The organism is Sphaerisporangium sp. TRM90804 (assembly GCF_029846175.1).
Classification (GTDB): Bacteria; Actinomycetota; Actinomycetes; order Streptosporangiales; family Streptosporangiaceae; genus Sphaerisporangium.
Genome location: NZ_JARWAC010000016.1, coordinates 78,123 through 104,252, shown reverse-complemented (window position 1 = coordinate 104,252; position 26,130 = coordinate 78,123). Strand labels below are relative to the sequence as shown.

Here is a 26,130-nt window from a genome sequence, read left to right as displayed (position 1 = left end):
AGGACTCTTCGGGAGGCGAGCGTGAGCAGGACCATGCGTGGCCTCCTGGTGCTGTCGCTTCTTCTGCTCGCCGCCTGCTCGCCCGGCGGGGGCGCCTCGCCCCTCCCGGCCGCCGTGAAGCCGGCGACCTCCCCGGCCGGCACCCCGACGCCGTCGCCGGCCCCCTCGGCCGAGGCCCACGTCACGCTGGAGGACGCGAGGCGGGTGCTGCGCGTGTACCTGGCCACCGACGACGTGGTCAGGGCGTCGGGCGACCTGTCCTTCGACCTCGCCCTGGCGCGCGACGGGCAGGCGCCGTTCGCGTCGACCGCCTTCCGGTCGACCTCCATGCGGCCGCCCCGCTACACCTGGGGCGAGCCGCGGCTGCTCGTCCCCCGCCTCGACCGCTTTCCCCTGTGGTTCGCGGCGGTCGTCGAGCGGCGCGGCCCCGGCGGCGAGAAGCGCACCGCCGTCATGGCCTTCATGAAGCAGTACACGACCTCACGCTGGCTGCTGAGCTTCTCGTCCCTGCTGGAGCCGGGCGCCGCGCCGCCGAAGGTGGCCCTGGACGCCGAGGGGTACGCCACCCCCCTGCCCACCAGGGACGACACCGTGGCGATCAGCCCGCACCTGATGGCCCCGCTGCACGCGACCATCGCCGAGGAGGGGCCGGGCGGCTTCGCCGCCAGCCTCATCGCCGCCGGGCCGCGCACCACCGGCTACTTCACCCAGAGGGGCGAGGACAAGCCCACCGCCAAGTGGTTCGGGTTCCTCGACGAGTCGATCTTCGCCGCGACCGCGTACCCGATCTACGCCCTGCGCACCGATGACGGCGGCGCCGTCATCCTGTACTCGCTGACGCGCACGACGTTGCGGCAGGCCAAGATGAAGCACGCCCAGGGGCTCGTGCCCGTGCCCGAGGACGTGCGGTGGGCGGTCGGCGCGCCGGTGGTCGCCACCATGCTCCGCCTGGTGGAGACCCACCAGTACGTCAGCCAGGTCTCCCGCACGGGGGCCGCCGAGCCCGCCCGCGTCATCGGGTTCGACGGCGCCGTGACGGGCGTCAGCCAGAAGTGACCCGGCCGGTGGCGGGCGGCGTCGCCGTCCCGCCACCGGGCGGTGGTCACGGCCGCCCGCCGGGCGCTCAGCCGCTCGCGTGCGGCAGGTTGCTGGTCGCCACCAGGGTGCGCACGGCGCGCAGGGCCACCGAGAGCGTCGCCAGATCGAAGTTGTCGCTCTCCCAGATCTCCGAGAGGGTCTGCCGGGAACGGGCGACGGCGGCCGAGTTGGCCTGCGACCAGCGGGCCAGCCGCTCCTCCGGGGACAGGCCGGGCTCGCTGTGGGTCAGGACGTCCCTGGTCAGCGTGGCGTGCGCGGCGTAGAGGTCGTCGCGCAGCGCCGCCCTGGCCATGGAGTTCCACCGGGTGTCCCTCGGCAGCGCGATCACCCGCTCGCGCAGCCGGGCGAGCTGGAGCCGGTCGGCCAGGTCGAAGTAGACCTCCGCCACGTCGTTCACCGGGCGCGAGGTATGGGACGCGATCTCGACCAGGTCGAACGCCGAGTAGGCCGGCACCATCACCGCCGCGCGCTCGGCCAGGTCGGCCGGGACCCCCCTGGCCACGAAGCCGTCGCGGCGCTCCTCGAACGCCGTGAGGTCGGGGCCGGTGAGCAGCTTGGGCAGGTGCGGCAGCAGCCCCTCGGCGCCCTCCACGAAGGCCTTGGCGGTGGCCGAGAGGTCCAGCGGCGGCCTGCGGTTGCCCAGCAGCCACCGGGCCCCGCGCTCGCAGAGCTTGCGCCCCTCCAGCAGCATGGCGATCTGGGTGGAGGTGTCCACCTTGTTCTCCAGCGCCTCCACCGCGCGCCAGAAGCCGGGAAGCTGGAAGACCTCCCGGGACACCAGGTAGGCCCGCACGATGTCGGGGGTCGAGGCTCCGGTCTCCTCGCCGAAGCGGAACAGGAACGAGGTGCCGCTCGCGTTGACCAGGTCGTTCACCACGCCGGTGGTGATGATCTCGCGCCGCAGCGGGTGGGCGTCCATGCTCGCGCGGTACCGGTCGCGCAGCGCCGTGGGGAAGTACGACACCAGCCACGGCTCGAGGTAGGGGTCGTCGGGCAGGTCGGAGGCGAGCAGCTCGTGGTCGGCGACCAGCTTGGTGTACGCCAGCAGCACCGAGAACTCCGGCGCGGTGAGCCCGAGCCCGGCCTGGCGCCGCTCGGCCAGCATCTTGTCGGACGGCAGCGCCTCCAGCTCGCGGTTGACGAGCCCCGCGCGCTCCAGCCTGCGCAGGTAGCGGGCGTGGATGTGCAGCATCTCGGCCGCCTGGGCCCGCGCGGTGGCCAGCACCACGTTCTGGGCCTTGTTGTCGCGCAGCACCAGCCCGGCGACCTCGCCGGTCATGTCCAGGAACAGCTCGTCGCGCTCCCGGTCGCCCAGCTCGCCGTCGCGCACCACCCGGTCGAGCAGGATCTTGATGTTGACCTCGTGGTCGGAGGTGTCCACCCCGGCGGAGTTGTCGATGAAGTCGGTGTTGACGTAGCCGCCGTTCAGCGCGAACTCGATGCGGGCGAGCTGGGTCAGCCCCAGGTTGCCGCCCTCGCCGATCACCCTGCACCGCAGGTCTGAGGCGTCGACGCGCAACGCGTCGTTGGCCTTGTCGCCGGCGTGGGCGTGGGTCTCCGTGGAGGCCTTGACGTAGGTGCCGATGCCGCCGTTCCACAGCAGGTCGACCGGCGCCCTGAGGATGGCGCTGATCAGCTCGTTGGGGGGCAGCGCCTGCACCGCGTCGGCGATGCCGAGCGCCGCGCGCATCTGCGGGGACACCGGCACCGACTTGGCCGTGCGCGGCCACACCCCGCCGCCGGCCGAGATCAGGGCGGGGTCGTAGTCGGCCCAGGAGCTGCGCGGCAGCTCGAACAGGCGCGCCCGCTCGGCGAAGGAGCGCGCGGCGTCGGGGGCGGGGTCGACGAAGACGTGCCGGTGGTCGAAGGCCGCCACCAGCCGGATGTGCCGGGACAGCAGCATGCCGTTGCCGAAGACGTCGCCGGACATGTCGCCGATGCCGGCGACGGTGAAACCGGTGGTCTGGACGTCGACGCCCATCGAGCGGAAGTGGTAGGCCACCGACTCCCACGCGCCCCGGGCGGTGATGCCCATGGCCTTGTGGTCGTAGCCGACCGAGCCGCCGGAGGCGAAGGCGTCGCCCAGCCAGAAGCCGTACTCCTTGGCGACGCTGTTGGCGATGTCGGAGAAGGTCGCGGTGCCCTTGTCGGCCGCGACGACCAGATAGGTGTCGTCGCCGTCGTGCCGGACGACGTCGGCGGGCGGCACCACGACGTTGTCCACCAGGTTGTCGGTGACGTCGAGCAGGCCGCAGATGAACTCGCGGTAGCAGGCCACGCCCTCGGCCATGAGCGCGTCGCGCCCGCCGCCCGCGGGCGGGCGCTTCACGACGAAGCCGCCCTTGGAGCCGGTGGGGACGATGACGGTGTTCTTCACCATCTGGGCCTTGACCAGGCCGAGGACCTCGGTGCGGAAGTCCTCCATGCGGTCCGACCACCGCAGGCCGCCGCGCGCGACCTTGCCGAAACGCAGGTGCACGCCCTCGACCCGGGGCGAGTACACGAAGATCTCGAACTTCGGCCGGGGCAGCGGCAGCACGCTGATCGCCGAGGGGTCCAGCTTGATCGAGATGTACGGCTTGGGGGCGCCGTCCGCCTTCTGGAAGGCGTTGGTGCGCAGCGTGGCGCAGATCATCTCCAGGTAGGCCCGCAGGATGCGGTCCTCGTCGAGCGAGGCCACCTCGTCCAGCGCGGCGAGGATCTCCTCGCGCAGCGCCCCGCCGACCTCCTCGCGGACCTCCGGCTTGCGGCCGGGGTCCAGCCGGGCCTCGAACAGCCGCACGAGCAGTCTGGCCACCCGGGCGTTGCCGAGCAGGGCCTTCTCGATGTAGAGCTGGCTGAAGGTCGTGCCCGCCTGGCGCAGGTACTTGGCGTACATGCGCAGGATCTGCGCCTGCTGCCAGGTGAGCCCGGTCGCGAGCACGAGGGCGTTGAAGCCGTCGCTCTCGGCCCTGCCGCTCCACAGCGCCGCGAAGGCGTCCAGGAACATCTGCTTGACGTCGAGCTTGCCGTCGTCGGCGAAGGTCTCGGCGCGCAGGCCGAAGTCGTAGATCCAGGCGGGCTCCCCGCCGGGCACGCCGATCTGGTACGGCCGCTCGTCCACGACCTCGACGCCCATGCGCGACAGCAGGGGCAGCACCTCCGACAGCGACAGGGCCGACCCGACACGGTAGATCTTGAACCGCAGCTCGCCCTGCGCCCGGTCGCCGGGCTCGTACAGGTCCATCGAGATCTGCCCGGGGGTGAGCCGCTGCAGCCGGCGCAGGTCGTCGACGGCGGTGGCGGGCGTGAAGTCGGCCTTGTAGCCCTCGGGGAAGTCGGGGAACTCGGTGGCGTGGCGCCGGGCGGGTGCGGTGGTCTCCTCGCCCGGGGGCAGCTCGCCCATCGCCGCCGCCAGGTCGTCCTCCCAGGTGCGCGTGGTGGCCGCGACGCGGGCCTCCAGCTCCTCCAGGTCGATGCCGGCCGTGCTCAGCGGCCGGCCGCGCTCGCCGCGGATGACGACGTGCAGGCGGGCGAGCGGCGACTCGCCGATCATCGTGCTGTAGTCGAGCGACGTGCCGCCCAGCGCCTTGAGCAGGAGCTCCTGCATGCGGATGCGCACGTCGGTGGTGTAGCGGTCTCTCGGCAGGTAGATCAGGCACGAGATGTAGCGGCCGTAGTCGTCGCGGCGCAGGAAGAGCTTGACGCGCTTGCGCTCGCGCAGCCGCAGCACGCCGAGCGCGATCGGCACCAGCTCCTCCACCGAGATCTGGAACAGCTCGGCGCGCGGGAAGGTCTCCAGGATCTCGATCAGGTCGGAGCCGTCGTGGCCGTCGGGGTCCAGCCCGGCCTCGGCGAGCACCTGGCGCAGCTTGCGGCGCAGCACCGGGATGTGCGAGATCGACTCGCTGTAGGCGACGTGCGTGAACAGGCCCAGGAAGCGGCGCTCGCCGACGACCTCGCCCTCGGGGCTGAAGACCTTGACGCCGATGTAGTCGAGGTAGGCCGGGCGGTGCACGGTCGCGCGGCTGTTGGCCTTGGTGACGATGAGGAGCTGTTTCTCCCGCGCCTTGGCCCGCAGCTCGGGCGGCATGGCGGCGAAGCTGGCCGAGCCGGCCTTGTCGGCGCGCAGGATGCCGAGCCCGGTGCCGGGCAGCGCGCGCAGCCGGTCGCCGTCCTGCGCGGTCTCCAGGCGGTACTCGCGGTAGCCGAGGAAGGTGAAGTGGCCGTCGGCGAGCCAGCGGAGCAGTTCGAGGTGGTCGTCCATGCCGCCCGGTGGCAGGGCGGGCGGGTCGGCCTCGACCTCGTCCGCGATGCCCACGGCGAGCGCCCGCATCTTGTCACCGTCCTCGACGGCGTAGCGGACGTCCTGCAGGACGCGCAGCAGGTCGCCCTCGATGTCGGCCAGGGTCTCGGGGCCGACGTGCCGGTCGAGCTCGATGTGCATCCACGACTCGGCCAGGGTCTGCCCGCTGAGGTCGGCGCGGTCGTCGCCGAGCATCCGGCCGGTCATGTCGCGGCGCACGGTCATCTGGGGGTGGATCAGGATGTGCACGCCGACGTCGTGGCGGTCCAGCTCCATGGTCACCGAGTCGACGAGGTAGGGCATGTCGTCGGTGACCACCTCGACGACGGAGCGCCCGAGGTCGTACCCGTCGCCCGGCACCGTCGGGGTGTGGGCGCGCACCAGCGGCCTGCCCTGCGGGCGGTAGGCCGCGAGCCTGCGGTGCGCCATGGCGGGCGCGTACAGCTCGACGGCGTCGCGGCCGGTCAGGTCCTCGTGGGCGACGTGCCGGTAGTACTGCCGCAGGAGCGCCAGGGCGCTCCGGGCGTCCAGGCGGTCACCGCCGGGGGGGCTGGCGCATCGCTCCGCCGCGGACCTGAGCAGCAGGTCCTTCGCCTCGTCGAGGGGCATGGTGTCGCTCACTCCTTTGTGAGGGGTCGCCGGTGTCTCGTCTGGTCACGGCCCGAGGGCCGCGCCCCGGTCACGCGGCGCCTTCCGGGGGACGGCCGGGGGATCGGGCCGCCCTCACCGGGGGGCCGCCGGGTCGCCGTTGACGTCGACTCGCCTCCCGCTGTACCCGATACCAAGCCATCACACCTCAAACGTTAACTTGTCGGCATCTGGCTGGATTCCCCCTTGTACCCCCCGGCTCAAGGAACGCCCGGCCCGCTGTGACGCATCTGTGATAAACCAAGCCGACCCTGGCCACGTCTCACTTATGAGAGTGCACCTTTTCGTGAACGCTGACCGGCCCTTGGGGGACGCGTGACCATTCGGTCCGGCCTGGGCCGGCGGGACTTCCTCCGCGTCTCCGCGCTCGCCGCCGGCGCGGCCGCCGGGTGCGCGTCCCCCGCCGCCGGCCCCGGCGCCCCCTCGGCGGCGGCCACCACGCCCCCCGCCTCGCCCTCCGCCCCGCCCGCGAGCCCCCGGACGTCCGCGGGCGCCGTGCGCACCGGCGCGCGGACGGGCCCCGCCCGCGCCGACTGGGCCGCCCTGGGCGAAGGGCTCGACGGGCGGCTGATCCGCCCCGGAGAGGCTTCCTACGACGAGGCCCGCCGCCTGTACAACCCCTCCTACGACGGCGTGCGCCCTGGCGGGGTGGCGTACTGCGAGAACCCCGGCGACGTCGCCGAGTGCCTGGCCTTCGCCCGGCGCACCGGGGCGCCGCTCACCTCGCGGTCGGGCGGGCACGGCTACGCGGGCTGGTCCACCGGCACCGGCCTGGTCGTGGACGTCTCGCCCATGAGCGACGTGCGGGCGACCCCCGGGCGCGCGGTCGTCGGCGCGGGGGCGCAGCTCGTCGACGTCTACGACCGGCTGGCCGCCCGGGGCGTGTCCATCCCGGCGGGCTCGTGCCCGACGGTGGGCATCGCCGGCCTCACCCTCGGCGGCGGGCTCGGCGTCGTCGCCCGGCGGTACGGCCTCACCTGCGACGTGCTGGAGTCCGTGCGGGTCGTCACCGCCGACGGGCGGCTGCTCACCTGCGACGCCCGCCACCACGCCGACCTGTACTGGGCCTCGCGCGGCGGCGGGGGCGGCAACTTCGGGGTGGCGGTGTCGTTCACCTTCCGCACCCACCGCACACAGGACGTCACCGTCTTCTCGCTGGGGTGGCCGTGGTCCCGGGCGCCGCGCGCCCTGGACGCCTGGCAGCGCTGGGCGCCGCGCGCCCCGGACGCCCTGTGGTCCAACCTGCACCTCGGCCACGATCCCGTCCCCGACCTGCGGATCGGCGGCCTGTATCTGGGCTCGCGCGCCGCCTGCGAGCGCGAGCTGGAGCCCCTGCTCGCCGCGGTGGGCTCCGCCCCCTCGGTCCGCTCGGTGACCGCCATGGGGTACGCCGACGCCATGATGACCATGGCCGGGTGCGCGTCGCGCACGGTGTCGCAGTGTCACCGCCCCGGGGACCTCCCGGGCCGCACCCGTGACGGCCGCTTCCCGCGCGACGCGTTCGTCGCCGCGTCCCACCTGGCCTACCGGCCGCTGACGGCCTCGGGCGTCAAGGCGCTGGTCGAGCAGGCCGGCCGGCCCGGCCGGCACTCCATCCTGCTGGACGCCCTCGGCGGGGCCGTCGCCCGCGTGCGGCCGGACGCCACGGCGTTCCCGCACCGCCAGGCCCTGTTCAGCGCGCAGTACTACGCGCACCGGGCGGGCGCGGCGAGCTGGCTGCGCGGAGCGCACGCCGCCATGGAGGCCCACTTCGGCGCGCACGCGTACGTCAACTACATCGACCCCACCCTGCGCGGCTGGCGTCAGGCCTACTACGGCCCCAACGCCGCACGCCTGTCCAAGGTCAAGGCCGCCTACGACCCCGACCGCCTCTTCGACTTCCCCCAGGCCGTCTGACCCGCGCGGAACGTCGGGCCTGTCGTGAGCGGGCAACCCGTCCAGAGAGGGTGGGTGGCAGGCGATCTTGACGGCTCCAGTGAGCCGCTTCTCACCCCCGGGCAACCCGTCTAGAGAGGGTGGGTGGCCCCGCGGTGGGCGGATCCGCTCAGGCGGGCCGGTCTGTCCGAGCGGCCCGCCGTCTGTCCGAGCGGCCCGCCGGCATGAACGGGGTGCCCCAGGGAGGGGCCCGCCCAAGGCCGGCGGTCAGGGGAGGAAGTGCTCCAGCACCTCCGGGTTGGCCATGGAGCCGGGGTTGGCGGCCTTGTCGACCGGGACGCCGAGCAGGATCTTGCGCACCGGCACCTCCAGCTTCTTGCCGCTCAGCGTGCGCGGGATGCCGGGCACCTCGCGGATCTCGTCGGGGACGTGGCGGGGCGACAGCTCCTCGCGCAGCGCCCGCTTCAGCCGGGCGGCGAGGTCGTCGCCGAGCGTGCCGCCGGCGGCCATCGTGACGTAGAGCAGCAGGCGGCCGTCCCGCCCGAGCTGGCCGGTGTCGATCACGAGGCTGTCGGCGATCTCCGGGAACCGCTCGACCACCCGGTAGAACTCGCTGGTGCCCATGCGGACGCCGCCGCGGTTCAGCGTGGAGTCCGAGCGGCCGTAGATCACGCACCCGCCGTCGGGAAGGACCTTGATCCAGTCGCCGTGCCGCCAGACGCCGGGGTAGTCGGCGAAGTAGCTCTCCCGGTAGCGCTCGCCGCCGGGGTCGTTCCAGAACCGCACCGGCATGGACGGCATGGGGCGGGTCAGCACCAGCTCGCCGACCTCGCCGGTCACCGGCTTGCCCTCGGGGTCGTAGGCCTCCACGGCCGCGCCGAGGCAGCGGCAGGGGATCACGCCCGCCTTGACCGGCAGGGTGGGCACCGCGCCGACGAACCCGGTGCACACGTCGGTGCCGCCCGAGAAGGACCCGAGCTGGACGGTCGGCAGCACGTCGTACAGCCAGGCGAAGCCCTCCGGCGGCAGCGGCGAGCCGGTGGAGCCGACGCCGCGCAGACGGTCGAGGCCCGTGGGGCGCAGCCCCGCGCGCATGGAGGCGGTGATGTACGGCGCGCCCGTGCCGAAGTACGTGACGCCCTCCTCGGCGGCGATCCGCCACAGCGCGTCGGTGCCGGGGTGGGTGGCGCTGCCGTCGTACAGGACCACGGTGGCGCCGGTCAGCAGACCACCGAGCAGGTAGTTCCACATCATCCAGCCGGTGGTGGTGTACCAGAAGAAGACGTCGTCCGCGCCGATGTCCTGGTGGAAGGAGAGCGCCTTCAGATGCTCCAGCACGATGCCGCCGTGCCCGTGCACGATCGGCTTCGGCAGCCCGGTGGTCCCCGAGGAGTAGACCACCCACAGCGGATGGTCGAACGCCACCTCCTCGACCTCCCCGCCCCCGGCCTCCGCCCGAAGCTCCTCCCAGGTCAGCACCCGCCCGGAGGGTCCGTCCCCCGACGCCGCCACACCCGCGAAACCCGCGCCACCCGACGCCGCATGGCCTGGTGCCGCACCGCCCGGTGCGGCGGGGTCCGTGGACACCGCTCCGGGGCCCGTCCCGCCGGAAGCCACGGCGTCCGGCGCCGCATGGCCTGGTGACGCAGCGCCCGGCGCGGTGCCGTCCGTTGACGCCGCTCCTAGGCCCGTCCCGCCGGTGGACGGGCCGCCCGGCTCCGCGCCGACCAGGATCGTCGCCGACAGGCTGGGCAGGCGGGCCGCGAGATCGGCGACGACGGCCGACCGGTCGAAGCGGCGGCCGTTGTAGGTGTAACCGGTGACGGCGATCAGCACCTTCGGCGTGATCTGGGTGAACCGGTCGGCGACGCTGGAGGCGCCGAAGTCGGGCGAGCAGGACGACCAGATGGCGCCCAGGCCGGCGGTGGCCAGGAAGGCCACCAGCGCCTCGACGTTGTTGGGCAGGTAGGCCGCCACGCGGTCGCCCCGGGTGACCCCGAGCCGCACCAGGCCCGCCCGCACCCGGGCGACCTCGTCGGCGAGCTCGCCGTAGGTGAGCGTCCGGCGCCGTCCCGACTCCTCGCGGGCGACGACGGCCGGGCGGCCGGGGTCGTGACGCAGCGCGTTCGCCGCGTAGTTCAGCCTCGCTCCCGCGAACCATTTCGCGTCCGGCATCGTCCCACTGATGACGGGCCCGTCACCACGGTCGCCGACGACCGCGAAGTACTTCCACACCGCCGTCCAGAACTCCTCCGGAGCCTCCACCGACCAGCGCCAGAGGTCTTCGTAAGCCTGCCCGGGACGCCCGAGCCACTCGGCGAACCGGGTGACCCCCGCCTCGCGCACCACCTCGGCCGACGGCTCCCAGAGCAGCGCACCTTCCTCAACCATGGCCCCATCCTGACGGACCCCCCCGCCGAGACGCCATCCCGCCCACCCACACAGGCCCGCCCCCCACCCCGTGCGCGCCCCCCACCCCGCCACCCCCCGGGCACATGCCCCGTCCATACCGACAGCCCCCTCCCAGCATGGCCACCCCATACACCACCCCGCTCCGGCCTCCCCCTCCGCCCGCTCCCCGACCTCCCACCCCCGCCCGCTCCCGACCTCCCGCCCCGCCCGACCCCGACCTCCCACCCCCGCCCGCTCCCGACCTCCCGCCCCGCCCGACCCCGACCTCCCACCCCGCCCGACCCCGACCTCCCACCCCCGCCCGACCCCGACCTCCCGCCCCGCCCGGTTGCTCCCATCCGGCGCCGCGTCGGCGGGAAGGGGTACGGCGAAGCCGGCGCCGAGTACGGCGGGCGACCGGTGAACGAGCGGGACCGCACGAGGTGGGCCCCGTGCTCCCACGCACCCCTCACACACCCGGTCGCGCGTAACCACCATCGCCTATGGTCAACCGGCGTCCCGTGAATGGTGCCTTCGGCGCAGTCTTCCAAGGGCGACCCTCATCCGACTGACCACCCACGGTCGCGCGAGTAATCACCGTCCACCTGCCGTACCCCCGATCGGTGTGGTCTCGGTGACGAGTGTCTTTCGGGACCGAGGGCCTCTGGCTTGCGCGACGGCATGAGTGGGCTGGGTGAGGGTCACCCTTGAGAAATTGCGCCGAAGGCACCATCTCAGCGGCGGCGTCGGCCTGAGACGCGTCAGGCGCAATCTGGTGACGTTTCAGGCCGACACCGGGCACCGGGCCCGTCTGTGGCGGGCAACCCCCGCGTACGCGGCTTCTACGGCGTCGGCCAGACACGCGTCAAGCGCGACCCTCACGGCGCCGTCGGACGACACCGGGCGAACCCGGCCCGCGTGCGGCGATCGCCACCGCGTACGCGGCTTCGGTTGCACCGGCCTAAGGCGCGTCAGGCGAGACCCTGGCGGTGCTTCGGACCGATGCCGGGCGAGCCGGCCCGTAGGCGGCCCGATGCGCCGCTCAGGGGAGCGCGGTGAGGTGGGTGTGGGCTGCGCGGGACGCCAGGGTGAGGGCCTTGGCGAGGTGCTCGGGGTGGCGGCCGCCGGCGCTCGCCAGGGCGCCCTTGCCGCCCGCGCCGCCGCCCACGGCCCGGGCCGCCTCGGTCAGCAGGTCGCCGGCCCGCAGGCCGTCGCCGGACAGGCCGGGGCTGAGCGCGGCGACCAGCAGCGCCTTGCCGCCGGCGTCCGCGCCGATCACCACGATGCCCGGCTCGTCGCCGCGCCGCCGCGCCAGCTCGGTCGCGAGCGGCCGCAGCTCGTCGGCGGTGACGCCGTCGACCCGCTCGGTGAGCAGCCACCCGCCGCCGACCCGCTGGGCCCGGGACGCCAGGGTGTCGGCCATGGCCGACAGCTCGGCCTCGCGGAGCGCGTCGAGGCGGCGCCGCGCCTCGGCCAGGGACGCGAGGCGCCGCCGCAACCGGTCGGGCGCCTGGTCGGCGGGCACCTCCAGCAGCGCCGCCAGCTCCGCGAGCACCGCGCGCTCGTGGTCGTGGTGGCGCAGCGCGTCGGCGCCGGTCAGCGCCTCGACGCGGCGCAGGCTCGCGCCGATCGACGACTCGCCGAGGATGTGCACCGGCCCCGCCTGCGAGCCGTGGCCGACGTGCGTGCCGCCGCACAGCTCGCGGGAGAAGTCGCCGATGTCCACGATGCGCACGCGGTCGCCGTACTTCTCGCCGAACAGCGCGGTCGCGCCCGCCGCCTCCGCCTCGGCGCGGGTCGCCTCCCACACCCGCACCTCGGGGTCGTCGAGCAGGTGCTCGTTCACCAGCGCCTGCACGGACGCCAGCCGCTCAGGGCCGACCGCGGTGAAGTGCGCGAAGTCGAAGCGGACCCGGCCCGGCTCCACCCGGCTGCCCTGCTGCTCGGCGTGCGGCCCCAGCACGCGGCGCAGCATGGCGTGCAGCACGTGGGTGGCCGAGTGCGAGCGCGCGACCGCCGCGCGGCGCCCGGCGTCCACCACCGCCTCGGCCCCCTGCCCGGCGCGGACCTCGCCGCTGGTCACGCGCGCGGTGTGCACGTGCAGCCCGTCGATGCCCGGCCGGGTGTCCAGCACCCGGAGCACCGCGCCGTCGCCGGTGCGCAGGACCCCGGTGTCGCCCACCTGGCCGCCCGCCTCGGCGTAGAACGGGCTGCGGTCGAGCACGACCTCCAGCTCCGCGCCCTCGGACGCGCCGGGGACGGCCCGGCCGTCGTCGAGCAGCGCGACGAGCCGCACCTCGGCCGTGGTGGCGTCGTACCCGACGAAGCGGGTCAGGCCGTGCTCGGCGGCGACGCGCCGGTAGGCGTCCTGCCGCGCGACCGCGGTGCCCTTCCTGCCACGGCCCACCTGCTTGGCCCGGCTCTGCTGCTCCTCCAGCAGGGCCGCGAACGCGTCCCGGTCGACGGTCAGGCCCGCGGAGCGCGCCGCGTCGACGGTCAGGTCGATCGGGAACCCGTAGGTGTCGTGGAGCCGGAACGCCGCCCGCCCGGGCAGGCGCGCCGAGCCCGACGAGCGGGCCCGCCCGATCGCCTCGTCCAGCAGCCGGGAGCCCTGCCGCAGGGTGCGGCCGAACGCCTCCTCCTCCGCGGCGACCACCTGCTCGATCAGCGAACGATGGCGTTCGAGCTCCGGCCACGCCGTGCCCAGATTGTCCACGACACTGCCGGTCAGGGCGGGCAGCACCGGCCCCTCGATGCCGAGCAGGCGGGCGTGGCGCACCGCGCGGCGCGCCAGCCGCCGCAGGACGTACCCCCGGCCGTCCCGCGCGGGCAGCACGCCGTCGGCGACCAGGAACGTGACCGCGCGGACGTGGTCGGCGACGACCTGGAACGACACCGCCTCCTCGCCGCCGCCCGGGTACGGGCGGCCGGCCAGCTCCCGCACCAGGCCGAGGGTCGGCGCGAGCACGTCGGTCTCCCCCAGCGAGCCGACGTCCTGCAGGATCGCGGCGAGCCGCTCCAGGCCCAGGCCGGTGTCGATGTTGCGCGCGGGCAGTTCGCCCACGACCGGGAAGTCGCTCTTGCCGGTGCCCTCGCCCCGCAGGTTCTGCATGAACACGAGGTTCCAGATCTCCTGGTACCGGTCGGCGTCCACCGCGGGGCCGCCCTCGCGGCCGAACGCGGGGCCGCGGTCGTAGTGCAGCTCGGAGGAGGGGCCGCAAGGGCCGGGCACGCCCATGGACCAGTAGTTGTCCTCCATGCCGAGCCGCTGGACGCGCTCGCCGGGCACGCCGACGCGCCGCCACATGCGCTCGGTCTCGTCGTCGCCGGTGAAGACGGTCACCCACAGCCGCGAGGGGTCGAGGCCGAAGCCCCGGGTGAGCAGCTCCCACGACCAGGCGACGGCCTCCTGCTTGAAGTAGTCGCCGAAGGAGAAGTTGCCCAGCATCTCGAAGCAGGTCGCGTGGCGCGCCGTCCGGCCGATCACGTCGATGTCGGACGTGCGCACGCACTTCTGCACGGAGGTCACGCGGCTGTGCCCGGGGCGGGACTCGCCGAGGAAGTACGGCTTGAACGGCACCATGCCCGCGCTGTTCAGCAGCAGCGTCGGGTCGTCGGGGATGAGGGAGGCGGAGGGGACCACCCGGTGGTCCCGTTCGGTGAAGAAGCCGAGAAAGGTCGAGCGGATCTCAGGGGAACGCATGGAAAGGCCTCACGAGGTCGATGGGTCGCCGGCGCGCGCCGCCGAGCCGGGCCGAGAACGAACGCTCGTTCCCCAGCTCGGCGCGGGTAGCTCGCCGCCCCACCTCGTGAATGCCCATGACCTGCCGCTTGACTTCCCGCTCGTGTCCGCCGGCCGCTCACCGTGACCGACGCGGCTCCGTTCGCCGAAGGATAACGTCCGCCACCCGCGACCTCACAACCGTTATAGGGCCGGGGCGCGGGCTCAGCCCGCCTTGCGGCCGGCCGGGCCGGTCAGCCGGGCGACGGCGGCGACGACCTCGGAGGCGTCGGTGAGGTCGCGCAGGATGATGTCGGCGCCCGCCTCACGCAGGTCGGCGACGGTGGAGCGGCCCGAGGCCACCGCGACCATCGCGGCCCCGGCGATGCGGGCCGCCTGGACGTCCCTCGCGGAGTCGCCCACCAGCACGGTGTTCGACCCGTCGCAGGTGAAGCCGTACCTGCGCTTCACTCTGCCCTGCGCGACCTGCAGCAGGGTGGCCTTGGGGTAGACCTCCTCGCCGTAGCCGCCGACCTCGAAGTCGACGTAACGGTCGAGGCCGAACGCGCCGAGCTTGTGCACCGCGTTGCTCTTGATCGTGCCGGTGAGGACCGACTGGACGACGCCGTCGAGCGCGGCCACGGCGCGCAGGGCGTCCTTGGCGCCGGGCATGGCGCGGCCGTCCTTGCCGAGCCGCTTGCGCCGGGAGGCGAAGGCGGTGGCGAGCGCGTCGATGAACCGCGGCAGGTGGTCGTCGCCGGTCGTGATGCCGTTGACCGCGAGCGTCTCGAAGATGATCTCGGAGTCGGGACGCCCCATCGCGGGCGCCAGCTTCACCAGCGGCCGCCCGGTGACCTGCCGGAACGCCTCGGCGAAGGATTCGCGGGTGACGATCGCCACGTCGACCAGGGTGAGGTCGACGTTCCACAGCACGAGACGGTTGATGGGGGGCCTCCGAACGAACACGCGGAACCGGGTGGGCTCAGGGTACGGCCATCGGGGGTACCCGCGGCGCCCGATGCCGAGACGGTCGGGTCACGCGGCCGTGCGGCGCCGGGGACCCGGCGCCGCACGCGGCCGCCCACGGCGGGGCGTGCCGGTCAGGTCGCGTGGCTGAACGCGTCGGTCAGGGTCTCCACGATGGGCAGGCCGGAGGCCGACAGGTCGGCCCTGCTGGTCATGCCGCCGGTGTACAGCACGGCGGACGCCCCGACGTGCTGGGCCGCGTGGGCGTCGTCCAGGCTGTCGCCGATCACCAGCACCTCGGAGGGGTCGATGGCGAGCGACTCGATGTGCGCCACCATGTGCTCGGCCTTGCCTCCGCCCGGCAGGCCGGCGCTGAGGCCGTCGATGCGGTTGAAGTAGCCGCTGATGCCGAGCTCCTCGGCCTTGCGGACCAGCCGGTCGTGGGCCCACATCGACAGCAGCGACTGCGTGCGCCCGGAGTCGACCCACCCGCGCAGGCAGTCGAGGGCGTCCTCGGCGAGCGCGCACGACAGCATCAGCCGGTGGTAGTGGTCGTGGAAGGCCTGGTCGAGCAGCTCCCACTCGCCGTCGCGCAACGGCCGGCCCAGGATGCGCTCGTAGGCGACTCAGATCGGCCGGGTGTAGGCGGCGCGGAAGCCGTCGTGGTCGAAGGCGGCGACCCCGTAGGGCCGGAAGACCTCGTTGGTGGCCCCGACGACGGCGTCGATGTCGTGGAACAGAGTTCCGTTCCAGTCCCAGATGATGTGCTTCATATCGCCGTCAAGCCTAGCTTTTCCGCCGCCGTGTTCAAGCGTCCCGCACGCTCCCTGGGGCACCCCAGACCTCAGACCCGCAGGTCGGGGATCTCCTGCGTGGCGTACCACATCAGCTCGTGGGCCTCGGCGCCGTCGACCTGGAACCGCGCGTCCTGGTCACCGGCGTCCGCGGCGAACACGGCCGCGAGCGCCGACTCGACGTCGGGGACGGCCGCGAGGTCGTCCACGTGGACCGACACGACCGCGCTCATCGGCACCGGCTCCGCCAGGCGCACCCGCGCGCGGTCCTCCAGGTCGGCGCCGGCCTTGGCGGCGCCGTCGGGCACCTCGGCGGCGATCACCACCCGCCTGCCGGGGACCGCCACTCCATCGGCGCGGTCGGCGGCCAGCATGCGCAGGGACGCCCTCGCGGCGTCGGTCAGGGCGACGTACTCCAGCTCCTCGGCGTCCCCCGAGACGTACCACTCCACCAGCGCCGGGGTGACCGCGTAGGCGGTCAGCGGGGCGGGACCGAGCTCCCCGGCGTCGGCCACCCGGGCCAGCGCGGGGAGCGTGCACGGCAAGTACACGCGCATGCGTTCCTCAATCAGACGTTCGCGATTCCGACCCCCGAGCGGCGCCGGCGACCTGTACGAGTGTGCCAGCCCGGCCCGCCACCTCGCGCCGGGCGGGCCGCCCAGGCCCGCTCCCGGGCGGGGTCACGGCGAGGGCGTGCCGGCCGCGGCCGCCGGGGTCGCGCCGTTCCCGGTGCGCAGGGAGAGCCCGGCCATCGTCTCGATGCGCCTGATGGTCGCCTCGGTGTCCAGGTGGTGGACGCCGACGAGGCCGACGGCCCGGGCGGCGACGATGTTGGCCTCCGCGTCGTCGACGAAGGCGCAGTGCTCGGCGGGCAGGCCGACGAGGCCGAGCGCGTGGTGGAAGATCCGCGGCTCGGGCTTGCGCATGCCCACCTCGCCGGAGATGACCACCTGGTCGAAGTAGCCCTCCCAGCCCTCGCGGACGTAGTGATCACCCCAGGAGTTGGACACCAGGCACGTCACCAGCCCGGCGCCGCGGGCCGCGGCGAGCATCTCGTACATCTGCGGGACGGGCCGGAAGCCCTCGAACATGCGCCGCAGCATCCCCTCGGCGACCGGCGGGCCGCCGTCGACGGTGACCAGGCGCGCCGCCAGGTCGCGCTCGAAGGCCGGCACGTCGACCTCCCCGCGTTCCAGCGCGTGGATGGGGTTCTCCCCCTGGGCCCCGTGCTCGTACGCCTCGCGCACGAGCACGCCCATCATGTCGCGGTAGTGGACGCCGTCGATGCCGTCGGCGGCGATCCATTCGGCGATGGCCTCGTGCAGGCTCGTGGTGAGCACGCCACCCCAGTCGATGAGTACGCCTCTCAGCACGTCCGCTCCTCTCCGACCCCGGCCTTTCAGGTTAGGCCGGGCCCGGCCGGCGATCTTCGCCAGCCCCCGCGGAAGGGACCGGTCACCCGCCGTTCAGCTCGACGGGAAGGGCACCGGCGGGCTTGAGCGTGCCGCTCAGGGCCTTCGCGGCGGCCCTCAGCGAGGCGTCGCCGTCGGAGTAGACGGCGAGGGCCGCGTCGTAGCCGCGCAGGCGGGAGAGCTCGTACGGGGCGCCCATGGAGACGACCACGAGCGTCTTCCCGGTGCGGGCCATCTCGGCGACCAGGCGGGCCTGGGCGGGGCCGGCGTCCCGCGTGGTGACCACCACGACGTCGGCGCGGGCCGCCGCGGCGCGCGCCGAAGCCGTCTGGGCGGCGGTCGGGGTGTCGCCGGTGCCCGCCGCCGTGGCGCCGTCCAGCATGCGGGCCAGCCGCCGGGCCGCGGGGCCGGTGACCAGAACGTCCCCCTTGAGCGGGAGGCGCCCGGCGCCCTTGACCGCCGTCACCGAGCGGTCGGCGATGCGCTGGGCCCGCGCCCGGTGCTCCTCGGAGCGCAGCACCTTCGCCGCCTGCCCGGCGCCGGGCGCGGGGCCGTCCAGGATGCCGCGCCCGGCCTTCAGGGCGAGCAGGCGGGAGACCGACCGGTCGAGGCGGTCGCGGGAGATGCGGCCGGACTCCACGGCGGCCAGGACCGCGGCGTGCGCCTTGGGCAGGTCGGGCGGCATCAGCAGCAGGTCGACGCCCGCCAGGATCGCCCGCACCGCCACCTCGCCGTCGCCGTACTTCTCGCGCACCGCGTCCATGTCGAGCGCGTCGGTGGACACCACGCCGTCGTAGCCCAGCTCGTCGCGCAGCAACCCGGTGATGATGGGCTTGGACAGCGTCGCGGGGTCGCCCGAGGGGTCGAGCTTGGGCATCACGACGTGAGCGGACATCACGATGTCCACCCCCCGCTCGACGGCCGCCCGGAACGGCGGCGCGTCCAGCCTGTCCCACTGGGAGCGGGAGTGGTCGATCACCGGCAGGCCGCTGTGGCTGTCGACCCTGGTGTCGCCGTGGCCGGGGAAGTGCTTGGCGGCGCTCGCCACGCCGGCCTCGTGGAAGCCGTCGACCGCCGCCCCCACCATGGCCGCCACCCGCTTGGGATCGGACCCGTACGAGCGGGCCCCGATCACCGGGTTGGCCGGGTCGACGTTGACGTCGGCCACCGGGGCGAAGTCGAGGTTCAGGCCGAGCGCCCGCAGCTCCGCGCCGGTCACCCGGGCCGCCGCGCGCGCCTGCTCGGGATCGCCGGTCGCGCCGATCGCCATGCTGCCCGGCACGTCGGTGACCAGGGGGCTCAGCCGCGAGACGACGCCGTTCTCCTGGTCGGCGCCGATCATCAGCGGGATCTCCGACGCCTCCTGCAGGCCGTCGGCCAGCTTCACGAGCTGCCCGGCGTCGGCGACGTTGCCCGCCCAGGGGAACAGGATCACGCCGCCGGGACGGTACTTCCTGACGACCTGCGCGGGCGCGCCGGCCCCGAACCGCGCCTGGTTCTCGCCGTGGGCGGCGTCGGCGCGAGCTCCGTACAGCACGGGCATGAAGAGCTGGCCGACCTTCTCGGCGAGGCTCATCCCGGCGAGCAGGGCCTCGGCGGGCGCGGGCGCGCTCGCCGAGGGCGACGGGGACGCGGCGGGGGTGGCCGGTGGAGAGGACGCGGGGGGCGCGGCCCGGGTGGGGGCGGCCGGGGGCGGCTCCGGCGGAGTGCCGGCGCAGCCGGCCGTCACGGTCGCGATCACCAGCAGCGCCGCCGCGCGTACACGTCCACCCATGGACTTCACGGTAGCGGCGCCCCGCCCGTCACAGGGCCCCCACGGGACGCCGCCTTGGTCACAATGCCAGGTCGGCCAGCCCCGGAAGGTGCTCGCGCGCGGCGGCGCGCGCCTCCTCGGCGGTCGTCGCGGCCCGGGCGGCGGTGGCGGCCGCCCTGCACTGGGCCAGGGTGTGGCGGGCCAGGGCCGCGCGCACCCATGGCAGGGCCGGGGCGCCCATCGACAGGGAGTCGACGCCGAGGCCCACCAGCACGCAGGCCATGGCGGGGTCGGAGCCTGCCTCGCCGCAGACGCCGCAGGGGACGTCGGCGGCGGCGGTCATGGCCACCAGGTCGAGCAGGACCGGCTGCCACGGGTCCTGGAACTCGGTCAGCGCGCCTAGCTGGCGGTCGGCGGCGAAGGCGTACTGGGCGAGGTCGTTGGTGCCGATCGAGAAGAAGTCGGCCTCGGCGGCCAGCTCGCCGGCCCGCAGGGCGGCGGCGGGGATCTCGATCATGACGCCCGCCGACGGGAGGCCCGCGGCGCGGCAGGCGTCGGCGAACCATCGGGCCTCTGCGGCGGTCGCCACCATGGGCGCCATGACCTGGAGCCGCGCCTCGGTGCCCTCGGCGGCGCGGGCGAGCGCCCGGAGCTGGCCCACCATGACGTCGGTGAACGTGCGGAACACCCGGATGCCGCGCTCCCCCAGCGCGGGGTTGGGCTGCTCGGCGGTGGGCGGCAGGAAGCCGAGCGGCTTGTCGGCGCCGGAGTCCAGCACCCGCACCACCACCGGGCGGCCCGGGAACGCCTCCAGGACCTCGCGGTAGGCCGCCTCCTGCTCCTCCTCCGAGGGCCCCTGCCCGCGGTCCAGGAAGAGGAACTCGGTGCGGTACAGCCCCACCCCCTCGGCGCCGCGGCTCACCGCGTCCGCCAGGTCGCCGGGCCCGCCGACGTTGGCCAGCAGGGCCACCGGGTGCCCGTCGGCGGTGGCGCCGGGGCCGGTCGCCGAGGTGAGCACGGACTCGCGGTCGCGTGCCGACCGCAGGGCCGCGCTGACCTCCTCCTCGGAGGGGACGAGCGCCACCATGCCGGTGGTACCGTCGACCAGCACGGGCGTGCCGTTCACGATGATGGTGGCGCCCGCGCAGGCGACGACGGCCGGGACGCCGAGCGCGCGCGCGATGATCGCGGTGTGGCTGGTGGGGCCGCCCTGCTCGGTGACGAAGGCGGCGACGACCTCCTTGGTGAGCAGCGCGGTGTCGGCGGGCGCGAGGTCGCGCGCCACCAGCACGTACGGCTCGGACGCGTCGCCGGGAAGACCCGGGGACGGCAGGCCCAGCAGCTCGGCGATCACACGGTCGCGGACGTCGTCCAGGTCGGCGACGCGCTCGGCGAGGTAGCCCGCCGCCTGGGCGAGCGTGTCGCGGTACCGCATGAAGGCCTCGTACACGGCGCGCTCGCCGGACGTGCCGGCCGCGATCAGGTCGGCCACCTCGCTCGCGAGGGCGGGATCCCTCGCCATGAGCGCCTGGGCCCCGAGGACGTCCCGCGCCTCGCCGCCGGCCGTCTCCCCCCGCTCCTCCAGGTCGGCGGCCACCCGCTCCACGGCGGCCTCCACCCGGGCGACCTCCCCGACGGGGTCGCCGCCGTGCCGCGAGCCCGCGGCGGGCTCCGGGACGTCGGCGCGCAGCAAGTAGGCGGGGCCGTACCCCGCGCCGGGGCTCACCCCGGCTCCGGTCAGGACTTCCATGGCGGCTCCGTAGGGATCAGGACGTCGAGACGATGGCGGCCAGCTCGTCCAGAAGCTGCTCGGCGCCGTCGCCGTCGGCGTGGATGACGATGGCCTCCCCGTGCCTGACGTCGAGCGCCAGGATGGAAAGGATGCTCTTGGCGTTCACCGGTGTGCCGCCCGGCTTGGCGACGGTCACGTCGATGGGCGCCTTGGCGGCGGTCTGCACGAATCTCGCCGCCGGACGGGCGTGCAGGCCCACTTCCGACTCCACGATCACCTTGCGCTCGGGCACGCGTCCTCCTCGAACCGGCCGGGGCGGTCTGGACCACCCGGGTTCCCTCAGTACGGCTAGCGGGTCATACCGAAAGAATCCCAGACTCAGGTAACAGCCCGTCGACATCGACGGGCCGGGGGCGGGGCGAACACCCGCCGGGAACCGTCCTCTCCTGGTCGTACCCGTCGTCGCGGCCTGCCCGGTCAGTCCCACCGCAGGAGCCGCTCGCCGGCCCGGACGGGCCCGGACGCCGCCACCACCCGCACCGCTCCCGGCGGGGCGTCCAGGGCGACCACCGCGCACACCGGGGACAGGCCCCGGGCCTCGACGCCCGCGGGGTGCCAGGCGACGACGGGCTGCCCGGCGCGCACGCGCTCGCCCTCGCGCGCCAGCACGGTGAAGCCCTCGCCCCGCAGGCGCACGGTGTCGACGCCCAGGTGCACCAGGACGCCCCTGCCGTCGTCGCCGACGACCACGTACGCGTGCGGGTGGATCTTCAGGATCGTGCCGTCGACGGGCGCCAGCGCGTCGGCCGGGCCCCTGGCCGGGTCGATCGCCGTCCCCGGCCCCACCAGGCCTCCGGCGAACACCGGGTCGGGCACCGCCGCCAGCCCCACGACGGATCCCGCCACCGGGGCGAGCACTGTGGTCATGACACTCCCACGCGACGCGGGGATCACCCGATGATGTCGTCGATGTCCGAGGCGATGGTGTCGGCGTCCGGCCCCACGACGACCTGGACGACGTTCCCGGCGGCCATGACCCCGTGGGCGCCGGCGGCGCGCAGGGCGGCCTGGTCGACCCTGGAGGCGTCGCGGACCTCGGTGCGCAGCCGGGTGATGCACGGCTCGATCTCGATGATGTTGGCCGCGCCACCCAGTCCGGCGATGATCGCGTTCGCGTCTGCCGACATGTACGTCCTCCTAGTCCCCGCCCGCGAGGGCGACGGCAGAAGGCTATTCGGTCTGTGTCACCTTGTTGAGGCCGCGCGGGGAGTCGGGGTCGATGCCGCGGCGCCGGGCCAGCGACTCGGTCAGGAGCTGGCCGGGCACGATCAACCCCATCGGGGCGACCCACTCGGGAAGGTCGGGGCCGTTGAGCGCCGCGGTGGAGGCGGCGGCCAGCTCGGCGCCGCCGCCCACGCCGTACGCGGCGGCGCCGGCGCCGGTCACCCGGCGGGCCAGCGCCACGGTGCCCGGCAGGGTCGGGCCCTCGCCCGCCGCCACCAGCAGCGCGGGCGTGCGCTCGTCGACCACCGCGATCGGACCGTGCAGCAGGTCGGCGTACGACAGGCCCATGGCGTGCACGTAGCAGGCCTCCTTGAGCTTGAGCGCGGTCTCCAGGGCGGTGGAGAACGCCATGCCGCGGCCGGAGACCACCACGCCGGACACGTCGGCCAGCCCCTCGACGACGGCCTCCAGGTCGCCGGGGTCGGCGATCAGCCGCTCCACGGCGTCGGGCACCCGCTGCAGGTCCGCGGCGTCGACGTCGGCGCCGAGCCCGAGGGCGAGCACGGCCAGGGCCGCGAGCTGGGTGGTGTAGGTCTTGGTGGCCGGGACGGCCTCCTCGACCCCCGCCACGGTGCACAGCGCCAGGTGGGCGACCTGGGCCAGCGGCGACTCCCCGCCGCCGTTGGTGATCGCGACCGTGGAGGCGCCGCAGTCGCGGGCCCAGGCCAGGGTCTGGACGATCTCCTCGGTGCGGCCCGACTGCGACAGGCCGACCGCGAGCACACCGGTGAGGTCGAGCTTGCGCTTGTAGGTCGTCGCGATGGACGGGGCCGCCAGGGCCGACAGCCGGCCGGCGTGCGCCTCCACGAGGTAGCGGCCGTAGACGGCGGCGTTGTCGGAGGTGCCGCGGGCGATGAACAGGAGCTGCCGCGCCTGCCCCGCCAGCGCCTTCACCTCGCCGACCCGCGGGAGCAGGGCGTCGAGCGTGGCCCGCAGGGCGGCCGGCTGCTCGGCGATCTCGGTGCGCATCTTGGTCGTCATCCGTGCCCGTCCTTCGGCTGCGGAGGGCGAGATCGGGCCGTTATCGATCCGTCGCCGGTCCGTACGTTGACACTCATTTCTGGCCTGTGGTCTAGTCCGGACTAGACCAGCACAAACCATAACCCATCGCCGCGACGAGATCGAGAGGAGCGCACCGGGTGGCCCGGATCGACCCCGACAGCCCTGTGCCGAAGTACTTCCAGCTCCGCGAGATCCTGCTCGACCTCATCGAGAACGACGAGCTGCCGATCGGGGCGGCGATCCCCTCCGAGCGCGAGCTGTGCCAGCGCTTCGGCCTCTCACGCATGACGGTACGCCAGGCCGTCGACCACCTCGTCTCCGAGGGCCGCCTGCACCGCGTGGCAGGCAAGGGCACCTTCGTGGCCCGGCCGAAGATCGAGATGGCGCTGCGGCTCACCTCGTTCAGCGACGACATGCGCGCCCGCGGCATGGAGCCGGGCTCGCGCGACCTGGACCGCCGGGTGGTCCGGGCCAGCGCCCACCTCGCGCGCGAGCTCGGCATCCAGCCGGGCGAGGCCGTGCACTTCATCGAGCGGCTGCGCACGGCGGACGGGGAGCCGCTGTGCATCGAGCGCGCCCACATCCCGGTGTCCTTCGCGCCCGGCCTGGAGTCGTTCGACCTGACGGGCCGGTCCCTGTACGCGCTGCTGGAGTCGCGGCACGGCGTGGTCCTGGACGCCGGGGAGCTGACCATCGACGGCGGCATCGCCGACCCCGGCGACGCCGACCTGCTCAAGCTGCCGCGAGGCGGCGCGGTGCTGCTGCTCCAGCGCCGGTCCTTCGCGGACGGCGCCTGCGTCGAGTTCGGGGTCTCGACCTACCGCGCCGACCGGTACCAGCTCCGCACGGTGCTGGACATCCCGACGCGGCGTTAGCTGAGTCCTCCCTTACCCCCCCTGGAGGAGAGCCGATGGACGCCACCTCGGCCGACGCGCGCCGGTCCGGCGGCGCGCAGGCGAGATCGGCCGTCATGGCCGTCCTGTCGCGCATCGGCCGCTCCCTCATGCTGCCCATCGCGGCGCTGCCGGCGGCGGGGCTGCTGCTGCGGCTGGGCCAGGACGACCTCCTCGGGCGCACGGACGACGCCACCCTCGACAAGATCGCCGAAGTGGTGGGCGGCGCGGGCGGGGTGCTCTTCGACAACCTGCCGGTGCTGTTCGCGATCGGCGTCGCGGTCGGCTTCGCCCGCCGCTCCGACGGCTCCACCGCGCTCGCGGCGCTCATCGGCTACCTGGTCTTCGACCGGGTGTCCCGGCTGCTGTTCTTCGACGCCGCCGCGGGCTACGCGGTCCACCAGCGGGTCGCCCACCAGGTGGTCGGCCCCGACGGCCGGACGACCGAGGTGGTCGACCTCGCCGCGGGCAACCCGGTGGGCGTGCTCGGCGGCATCGTCATCGGCCTCACGGCGGCCCTGCTGTACCAGCGCTACCACCGGATCAAGCTGCCGACCTGGCTGGCGTTCTTCGGCGGGCGCAGGTTCGTGCCGATCGTGACGGCGTTCGCGGCGCTGCTGCTGGGCGTGGCGTTCGGGCTGCTGTGGCAGCCGGTCGGCGAGTGGACGACCGGCTTCGGCCGGTGGCTCGCCGAGCACTCGACCGTCGGGGCCGGGATCTACGGGGTGGTCAACCGGCTGCTGCTCCCGCTCGGACTGCACCACTTCATCAACTCGATCGTGTGGTTCCAGGTCCCCGGCTGCGTGGTGGCAGGCCAGGAGTTCGCGGGCGACCTCACCTGCTACCTGCGCGGCGCCCCGGGGTCGGGCGAGTTCATGGCGGGGTTCTTCCCGGTCATCATGTTCGGCCTGCCCGCCGCCGCCATCGCCATCTGGCGCGCCGCCCCGGCGCCGCGCCGCCCGGCCGTGGGCGGCATCATGGTCAGCGCGGCGCTGGTGGCCTTCTTCACCGGCATCACCGAGCCGATCGAGTTCGCGTTCATCTTCGTCGCGCCGCTGCTCCTGGTCATCCACGCCCTGCTGACCGGGCTGTCCATGGCGCTCGTGGCGGCGCTGGACGGGCACCTCGGCTTCACGTTCTCGGCGGGGGCGATCGACGCGGCGCTCAACGCCACCAAGTCGAACACCGACCGGTTCGGGTTGATCATGCTGATCGGCGTGGTCTACGCGGTGGTCTACTACACGGTGTTCAGCTTCCTCATCAAGCGGCTGAACATCATGACCCCGGGCCGCGAGCCCGAACCCGACCTGGACTCCGGCGAACCCGCCGCCCCGGCGCCCCCCGCCCTCGACGAGCCCTCCGCCCCGGCCGGGACGCCCTCCGGCGCCGCCGAGGCGCGCTCCCCAGCGCCACCGGGCGAGCAGGAGCCCCGGTCGTGACGACGCGACCGCCCGGGACCCGGCCTGGGCCGTCATGCAGGGGCCACCTCAGGGACGACCTTCCATGTGACCGGAGGGTCGTCCGGGAGACCGGTCCGAGACGGCGCGGGGAGCCGGCTTGGGACGGGTCTCCCGACGTGACCGCGGGGCCGGTGGTGGCAAGTTGGGGCGGGGCGTATCAGCGCGCGGGGTGACGGCCTCAAAGTCGCGTCGCGATCGCCGATCCCCGGAGTGCGCCATGCCCCGTCCCCCCCCGGCCGTCCCCGCTGCCCCGGCTGCGCCCCCTCCCCCCGAGCGAGCCGCCCTACGACGGCGAGCGCCCACGCGGGCCGCGTCCGGCCGCGCCGCCGGCCCCGGGCGCGCCCGTCCACCCCGGGCGCCGACGCCCGGTGTCGTCCGGTCCGCCGGGCAGGCCGTCCCGGGCGCGCGGGGCCGGCCGGCCCGCGGGCGCGGTGCCCGACGAGCGGAGCCTTCGCGGGCTCGGGCAGGCCATGGCCGAGGTCCTGGCGGGCCGCCGGGCGCCCGCCACCGTGGCCGAGCACCTGACGGCGCGGGCCCACGCCGAGCTGGTGCGCGCGGGAAGCATGATCGACACCCGCAGGGCGCCGGTGGCCGGCCGGGCCCACCTGCACCGGCCGCGCGAGGGCGTGGTGGAGGCCTGCGTGCTGGTGCACTGCGGCGAGCGCACCCGCGTGCTGGCCGTCCGCCTGGAGCGCCACGGCGCCCAGTGGCTCTGCACCGACTTCGAGACCGCCTGACCACCCGCCCGGCGCCCTGGCCCGCCCGCCCGGCGCCCGGCCGGGCGCCCTGGTCAAACGCCCGTCTCCGGCGCCGTCC

Annotated in this window: 19 protein-coding genes; 5 read left to right on the top strand and 14 right to left on the bottom strand. The window is 74.5% G+C overall.

The window, feature by feature from the left end; all coding sequences use genetic code 11:
- Nucleotides 1-21: 21 nt before the first annotated feature.
- Nucleotides 22-1,056 (top strand): hypothetical protein, encoded by a 1,035-nt coding sequence (locus PYR91_RS20850; protein ID WP_279781925.1) that lies wholly within the window; start codon nt 22-24, stop codon nt 1,054-1,056.
- A gap of 67 nt (nt 1,057-1,123) precedes the next feature.
- Here the strand turns inward: PYR91_RS20850 and PYR91_RS20845 are convergent, their stop codons facing one another.
- Nucleotides 1,124-5,992 carry an NAD-glutamate dehydrogenase gene (locus tag PYR91_RS20845; RefSeq protein ID WP_279781924.1) on the bottom strand — a complete coding sequence of 1,623 codons (4,869 nt, stop codon included), beginning with the start codon at nt 5,990-5,992 and terminating at the stop codon, nt 1,124-1,126.
- A 354-nt stretch (nt 5,993-6,346) separates the two neighbouring features.
- Here PYR91_RS20845 and PYR91_RS20840 point away from each other — a divergent pair, with 354 nt between their 5' ends.
- Nucleotides 6,347-7,927 (top strand): FAD-binding oxidoreductase, encoded by a 1,581-nt coding sequence (locus PYR91_RS20840; RefSeq protein WP_279781922.1) that lies wholly within the window; start codon nt 6,347-6,349, stop codon nt 7,925-7,927.
- Nucleotides 7,928-8,173: 246 nt separating this feature from the next.
- Here PYR91_RS20840 and PYR91_RS20835 read toward each other — a convergent pair whose 3' ends face one another.
- The 13 genes from PYR91_RS20835 to PYR91_RS20775 form a co-directional block, all read right to left on the bottom strand.
- Entirely contained in the window at nt 8,174-10,297 is a 2,124-nt protein-coding gene (locus tag PYR91_RS20835) for an acetoacetate--CoA ligase (RefSeq protein WP_279781920.1), read from the bottom strand.
- A gap of 1,042 nt (nt 10,298-11,339) precedes the next feature.
- Complete coding sequence (alaS, locus tag PYR91_RS20830; protein ID WP_279781918.1) at nt 11,340-14,000, bottom strand: alanine--tRNA ligase; 2,661 nt, start codon at nt 13,998-14,000, stop codon at nt 11,340-11,342.
- Nucleotides 14,001-14,243: 243 nt separating this feature from the next.
- On the bottom strand, nt 14,244-14,984 hold the full coding sequence (locus PYR91_RS20825) for an HAD family hydrolase (protein WP_279781916.1): 741 nt from the start codon (nt 14,982-14,984) through the stop codon (nt 14,244-14,246).
- Between the two features lie 134 nt (nt 14,985-15,118).
- Nucleotides 15,119-15,580, bottom strand: coding sequence for an HAD hydrolase-like protein (locus tag PYR91_RS20820; protein WP_279781914.1), 462 nt, complete (start codon nt 15,578-15,580; stop codon nt 15,119-15,121).
- A gap of 30 nt (nt 15,581-15,610) precedes the next feature.
- Nucleotides 15,611-15,757 carry a hypothetical protein gene (locus tag PYR91_RS20815; RefSeq protein WP_279781913.1) on the bottom strand — a complete coding sequence of 49 codons (147 nt, stop codon included), beginning with the start codon at nt 15,755-15,757 and terminating at the stop codon, nt 15,611-15,613.
- A 71-nt stretch (nt 15,758-15,828) separates the two neighbouring features.
- Nucleotides 15,829-16,335, bottom strand: coding sequence for a hypothetical protein (locus PYR91_RS20810; protein WP_279781912.1), 507 nt, complete (start codon nt 16,333-16,335; stop codon nt 15,829-15,831).
- A 123-nt stretch (nt 16,336-16,458) separates the two neighbouring features.
- The gene (locus tag PYR91_RS20805; protein ID WP_279781910.1) at nt 16,459-17,151 is read right to left on the bottom strand and encodes an HAD family phosphatase; all 693 of its coding nucleotides are present in this window, start codon (nt 17,149-17,151) and stop codon (nt 16,459-16,461) included.
- 82 nt (nt 17,152-17,233) lie between these two features.
- Entirely contained in the window at nt 17,234-18,964 is a 1,731-nt protein-coding gene (locus tag PYR91_RS20800) for a glycoside hydrolase family 3 protein (protein ID WP_279781907.1), read from the bottom strand.
- Between the two features lie 58 nt (nt 18,965-19,022).
- Complete coding sequence (gene ptsP, locus PYR91_RS20795; RefSeq protein ID WP_279781906.1) at nt 19,023-20,693, bottom strand: phosphoenolpyruvate--protein phosphotransferase; 1,671 nt, start codon at nt 20,691-20,693, stop codon at nt 19,023-19,025.
- Between the two features lie 16 nt (nt 20,694-20,709).
- A complete protein-coding gene (locus PYR91_RS20790) occupies nt 20,710-20,967 on the bottom strand; it encodes an HPr family phosphocarrier protein (protein ID WP_279781904.1) in 258 nt (85 codons plus the stop codon).
- A gap of 185 nt (nt 20,968-21,152) precedes the next feature.
- Entirely contained in the window at nt 21,153-21,602 is a 450-nt protein-coding gene (locus PYR91_RS20785; protein WP_279781902.1) for a PTS glucose transporter subunit IIA, read from the bottom strand.
- Between the two features lie 23 nt (nt 21,603-21,625).
- Entirely contained in the window at nt 21,626-21,862 is a 237-nt protein-coding gene (locus PYR91_RS20780) for a PTS glucose/sucrose transporter subunit IIB (RefSeq protein ID WP_279781901.1), read from the bottom strand.
- Nucleotides 21,863-21,905: 43 nt separating this feature from the next.
- Nucleotides 21,906-22,940, bottom strand: coding sequence for an SIS domain-containing protein (locus tag PYR91_RS20775; RefSeq protein WP_279781899.1), 1,035 nt, complete (start codon nt 22,938-22,940; stop codon nt 21,906-21,908).
- 158 nt (nt 22,941-23,098) lie between these two features.
- On the opposite strand from PYR91_RS20775, the gene PYR91_RS20770 reads away from it, so the two are divergent.
- The 3 genes from PYR91_RS20770 to PYR91_RS20760 all read left to right on the top strand — a co-directional run bounded on the left by PYR91_RS20770 (nt 23,099) and on the right by PYR91_RS20760 (nt 26,051).
- Entirely contained in the window at nt 23,099-23,836 is a 738-nt protein-coding gene (locus PYR91_RS20770; RefSeq protein WP_279781897.1) for a GntR family transcriptional regulator, read from the top strand.
- A 35-nt stretch (nt 23,837-23,871) separates the two neighbouring features.
- Nucleotides 23,872-25,293 (top strand): PTS transporter subunit EIIC, encoded by a 1,422-nt coding sequence (locus PYR91_RS20765; protein WP_279781895.1) that lies wholly within the window; start codon nt 23,872-23,874, stop codon nt 25,291-25,293.
- A gap of 452 nt (nt 25,294-25,745) precedes the next feature.
- Entirely contained in the window at nt 25,746-26,051 is a 306-nt protein-coding gene (locus PYR91_RS20760) for an Rv3235 family protein (protein WP_279781893.1), read from the top strand.
- Nucleotides 26,052-26,130: the final 79 nt, after the last annotated feature.

Coding starts and splice junctions, on each gene's coding strand:
- PYR91_RS20845 (WP_279781924.1), bottom strand. CDS start 5,992: ATGCCCCTCGACGAGGCGAAGGACCTGCTGCTCAGGTCCGCGGCGGAG.
- PYR91_RS20835 (WP_279781920.1), bottom strand. CDS start 10,297: ATGGTTGAGGAAGGTGCGCTGCTCTGGGAGCCGTCGGCCGAGGTGGTG.
- alaS (WP_279781918.1), bottom strand. CDS start 14,000: ATGCGTTCCCCTGAGATCCGCTCGACCTTTCTCGGCTTCTTCACCGAA.
- PYR91_RS20815 (WP_279781913.1), bottom strand. CDS start 15,757: ATGAAGCACATCATCTGGGACTGGAACGGAACTCTGTTCCACGACATC.
- PYR91_RS20810 (WP_279781912.1), bottom strand. CDS start 16,335: ATGCGCGTGTACTTGCCGTGCACGCTCCCCGCGCTGGCCCGGGTGGCC.
- PYR91_RS20800 (WP_279781907.1), bottom strand. CDS start 18,964: ATGGGTGGACGTGTACGCGCGGCGGCGCTGCTGGTGATCGCGACCGTG.
- ptsP (WP_279781906.1), bottom strand. CDS start 20,693: ATGGAAGTCCTGACCGGAGCCGGGGTGAGCCCCGGCGCGGGGTACGGC.
- PYR91_RS20785 (WP_279781902.1), bottom strand. CDS start 21,602: ATGACCACAGTGCTCGCCCCGGTGGCGGGATCCGTCGTGGGGCTGGCG.
- PYR91_RS20780 (WP_279781901.1), bottom strand. CDS start 21,862: ATGTCGGCAGACGCGAACGCGATCATCGCCGGACTGGGTGGCGCGGCC.
- PYR91_RS20775 (WP_279781899.1), bottom strand. CDS start 22,940: ATGACGACCAAGATGCGCACCGAGATCGCCGAGCAGCCGGCCGCCCTG.
- PYR91_RS20765 (WP_279781895.1), top strand. CDS start 23,872: ATGGACGCCACCTCGGCCGACGCGCGCCGGTCCGGCGGCGCGCAGGCG.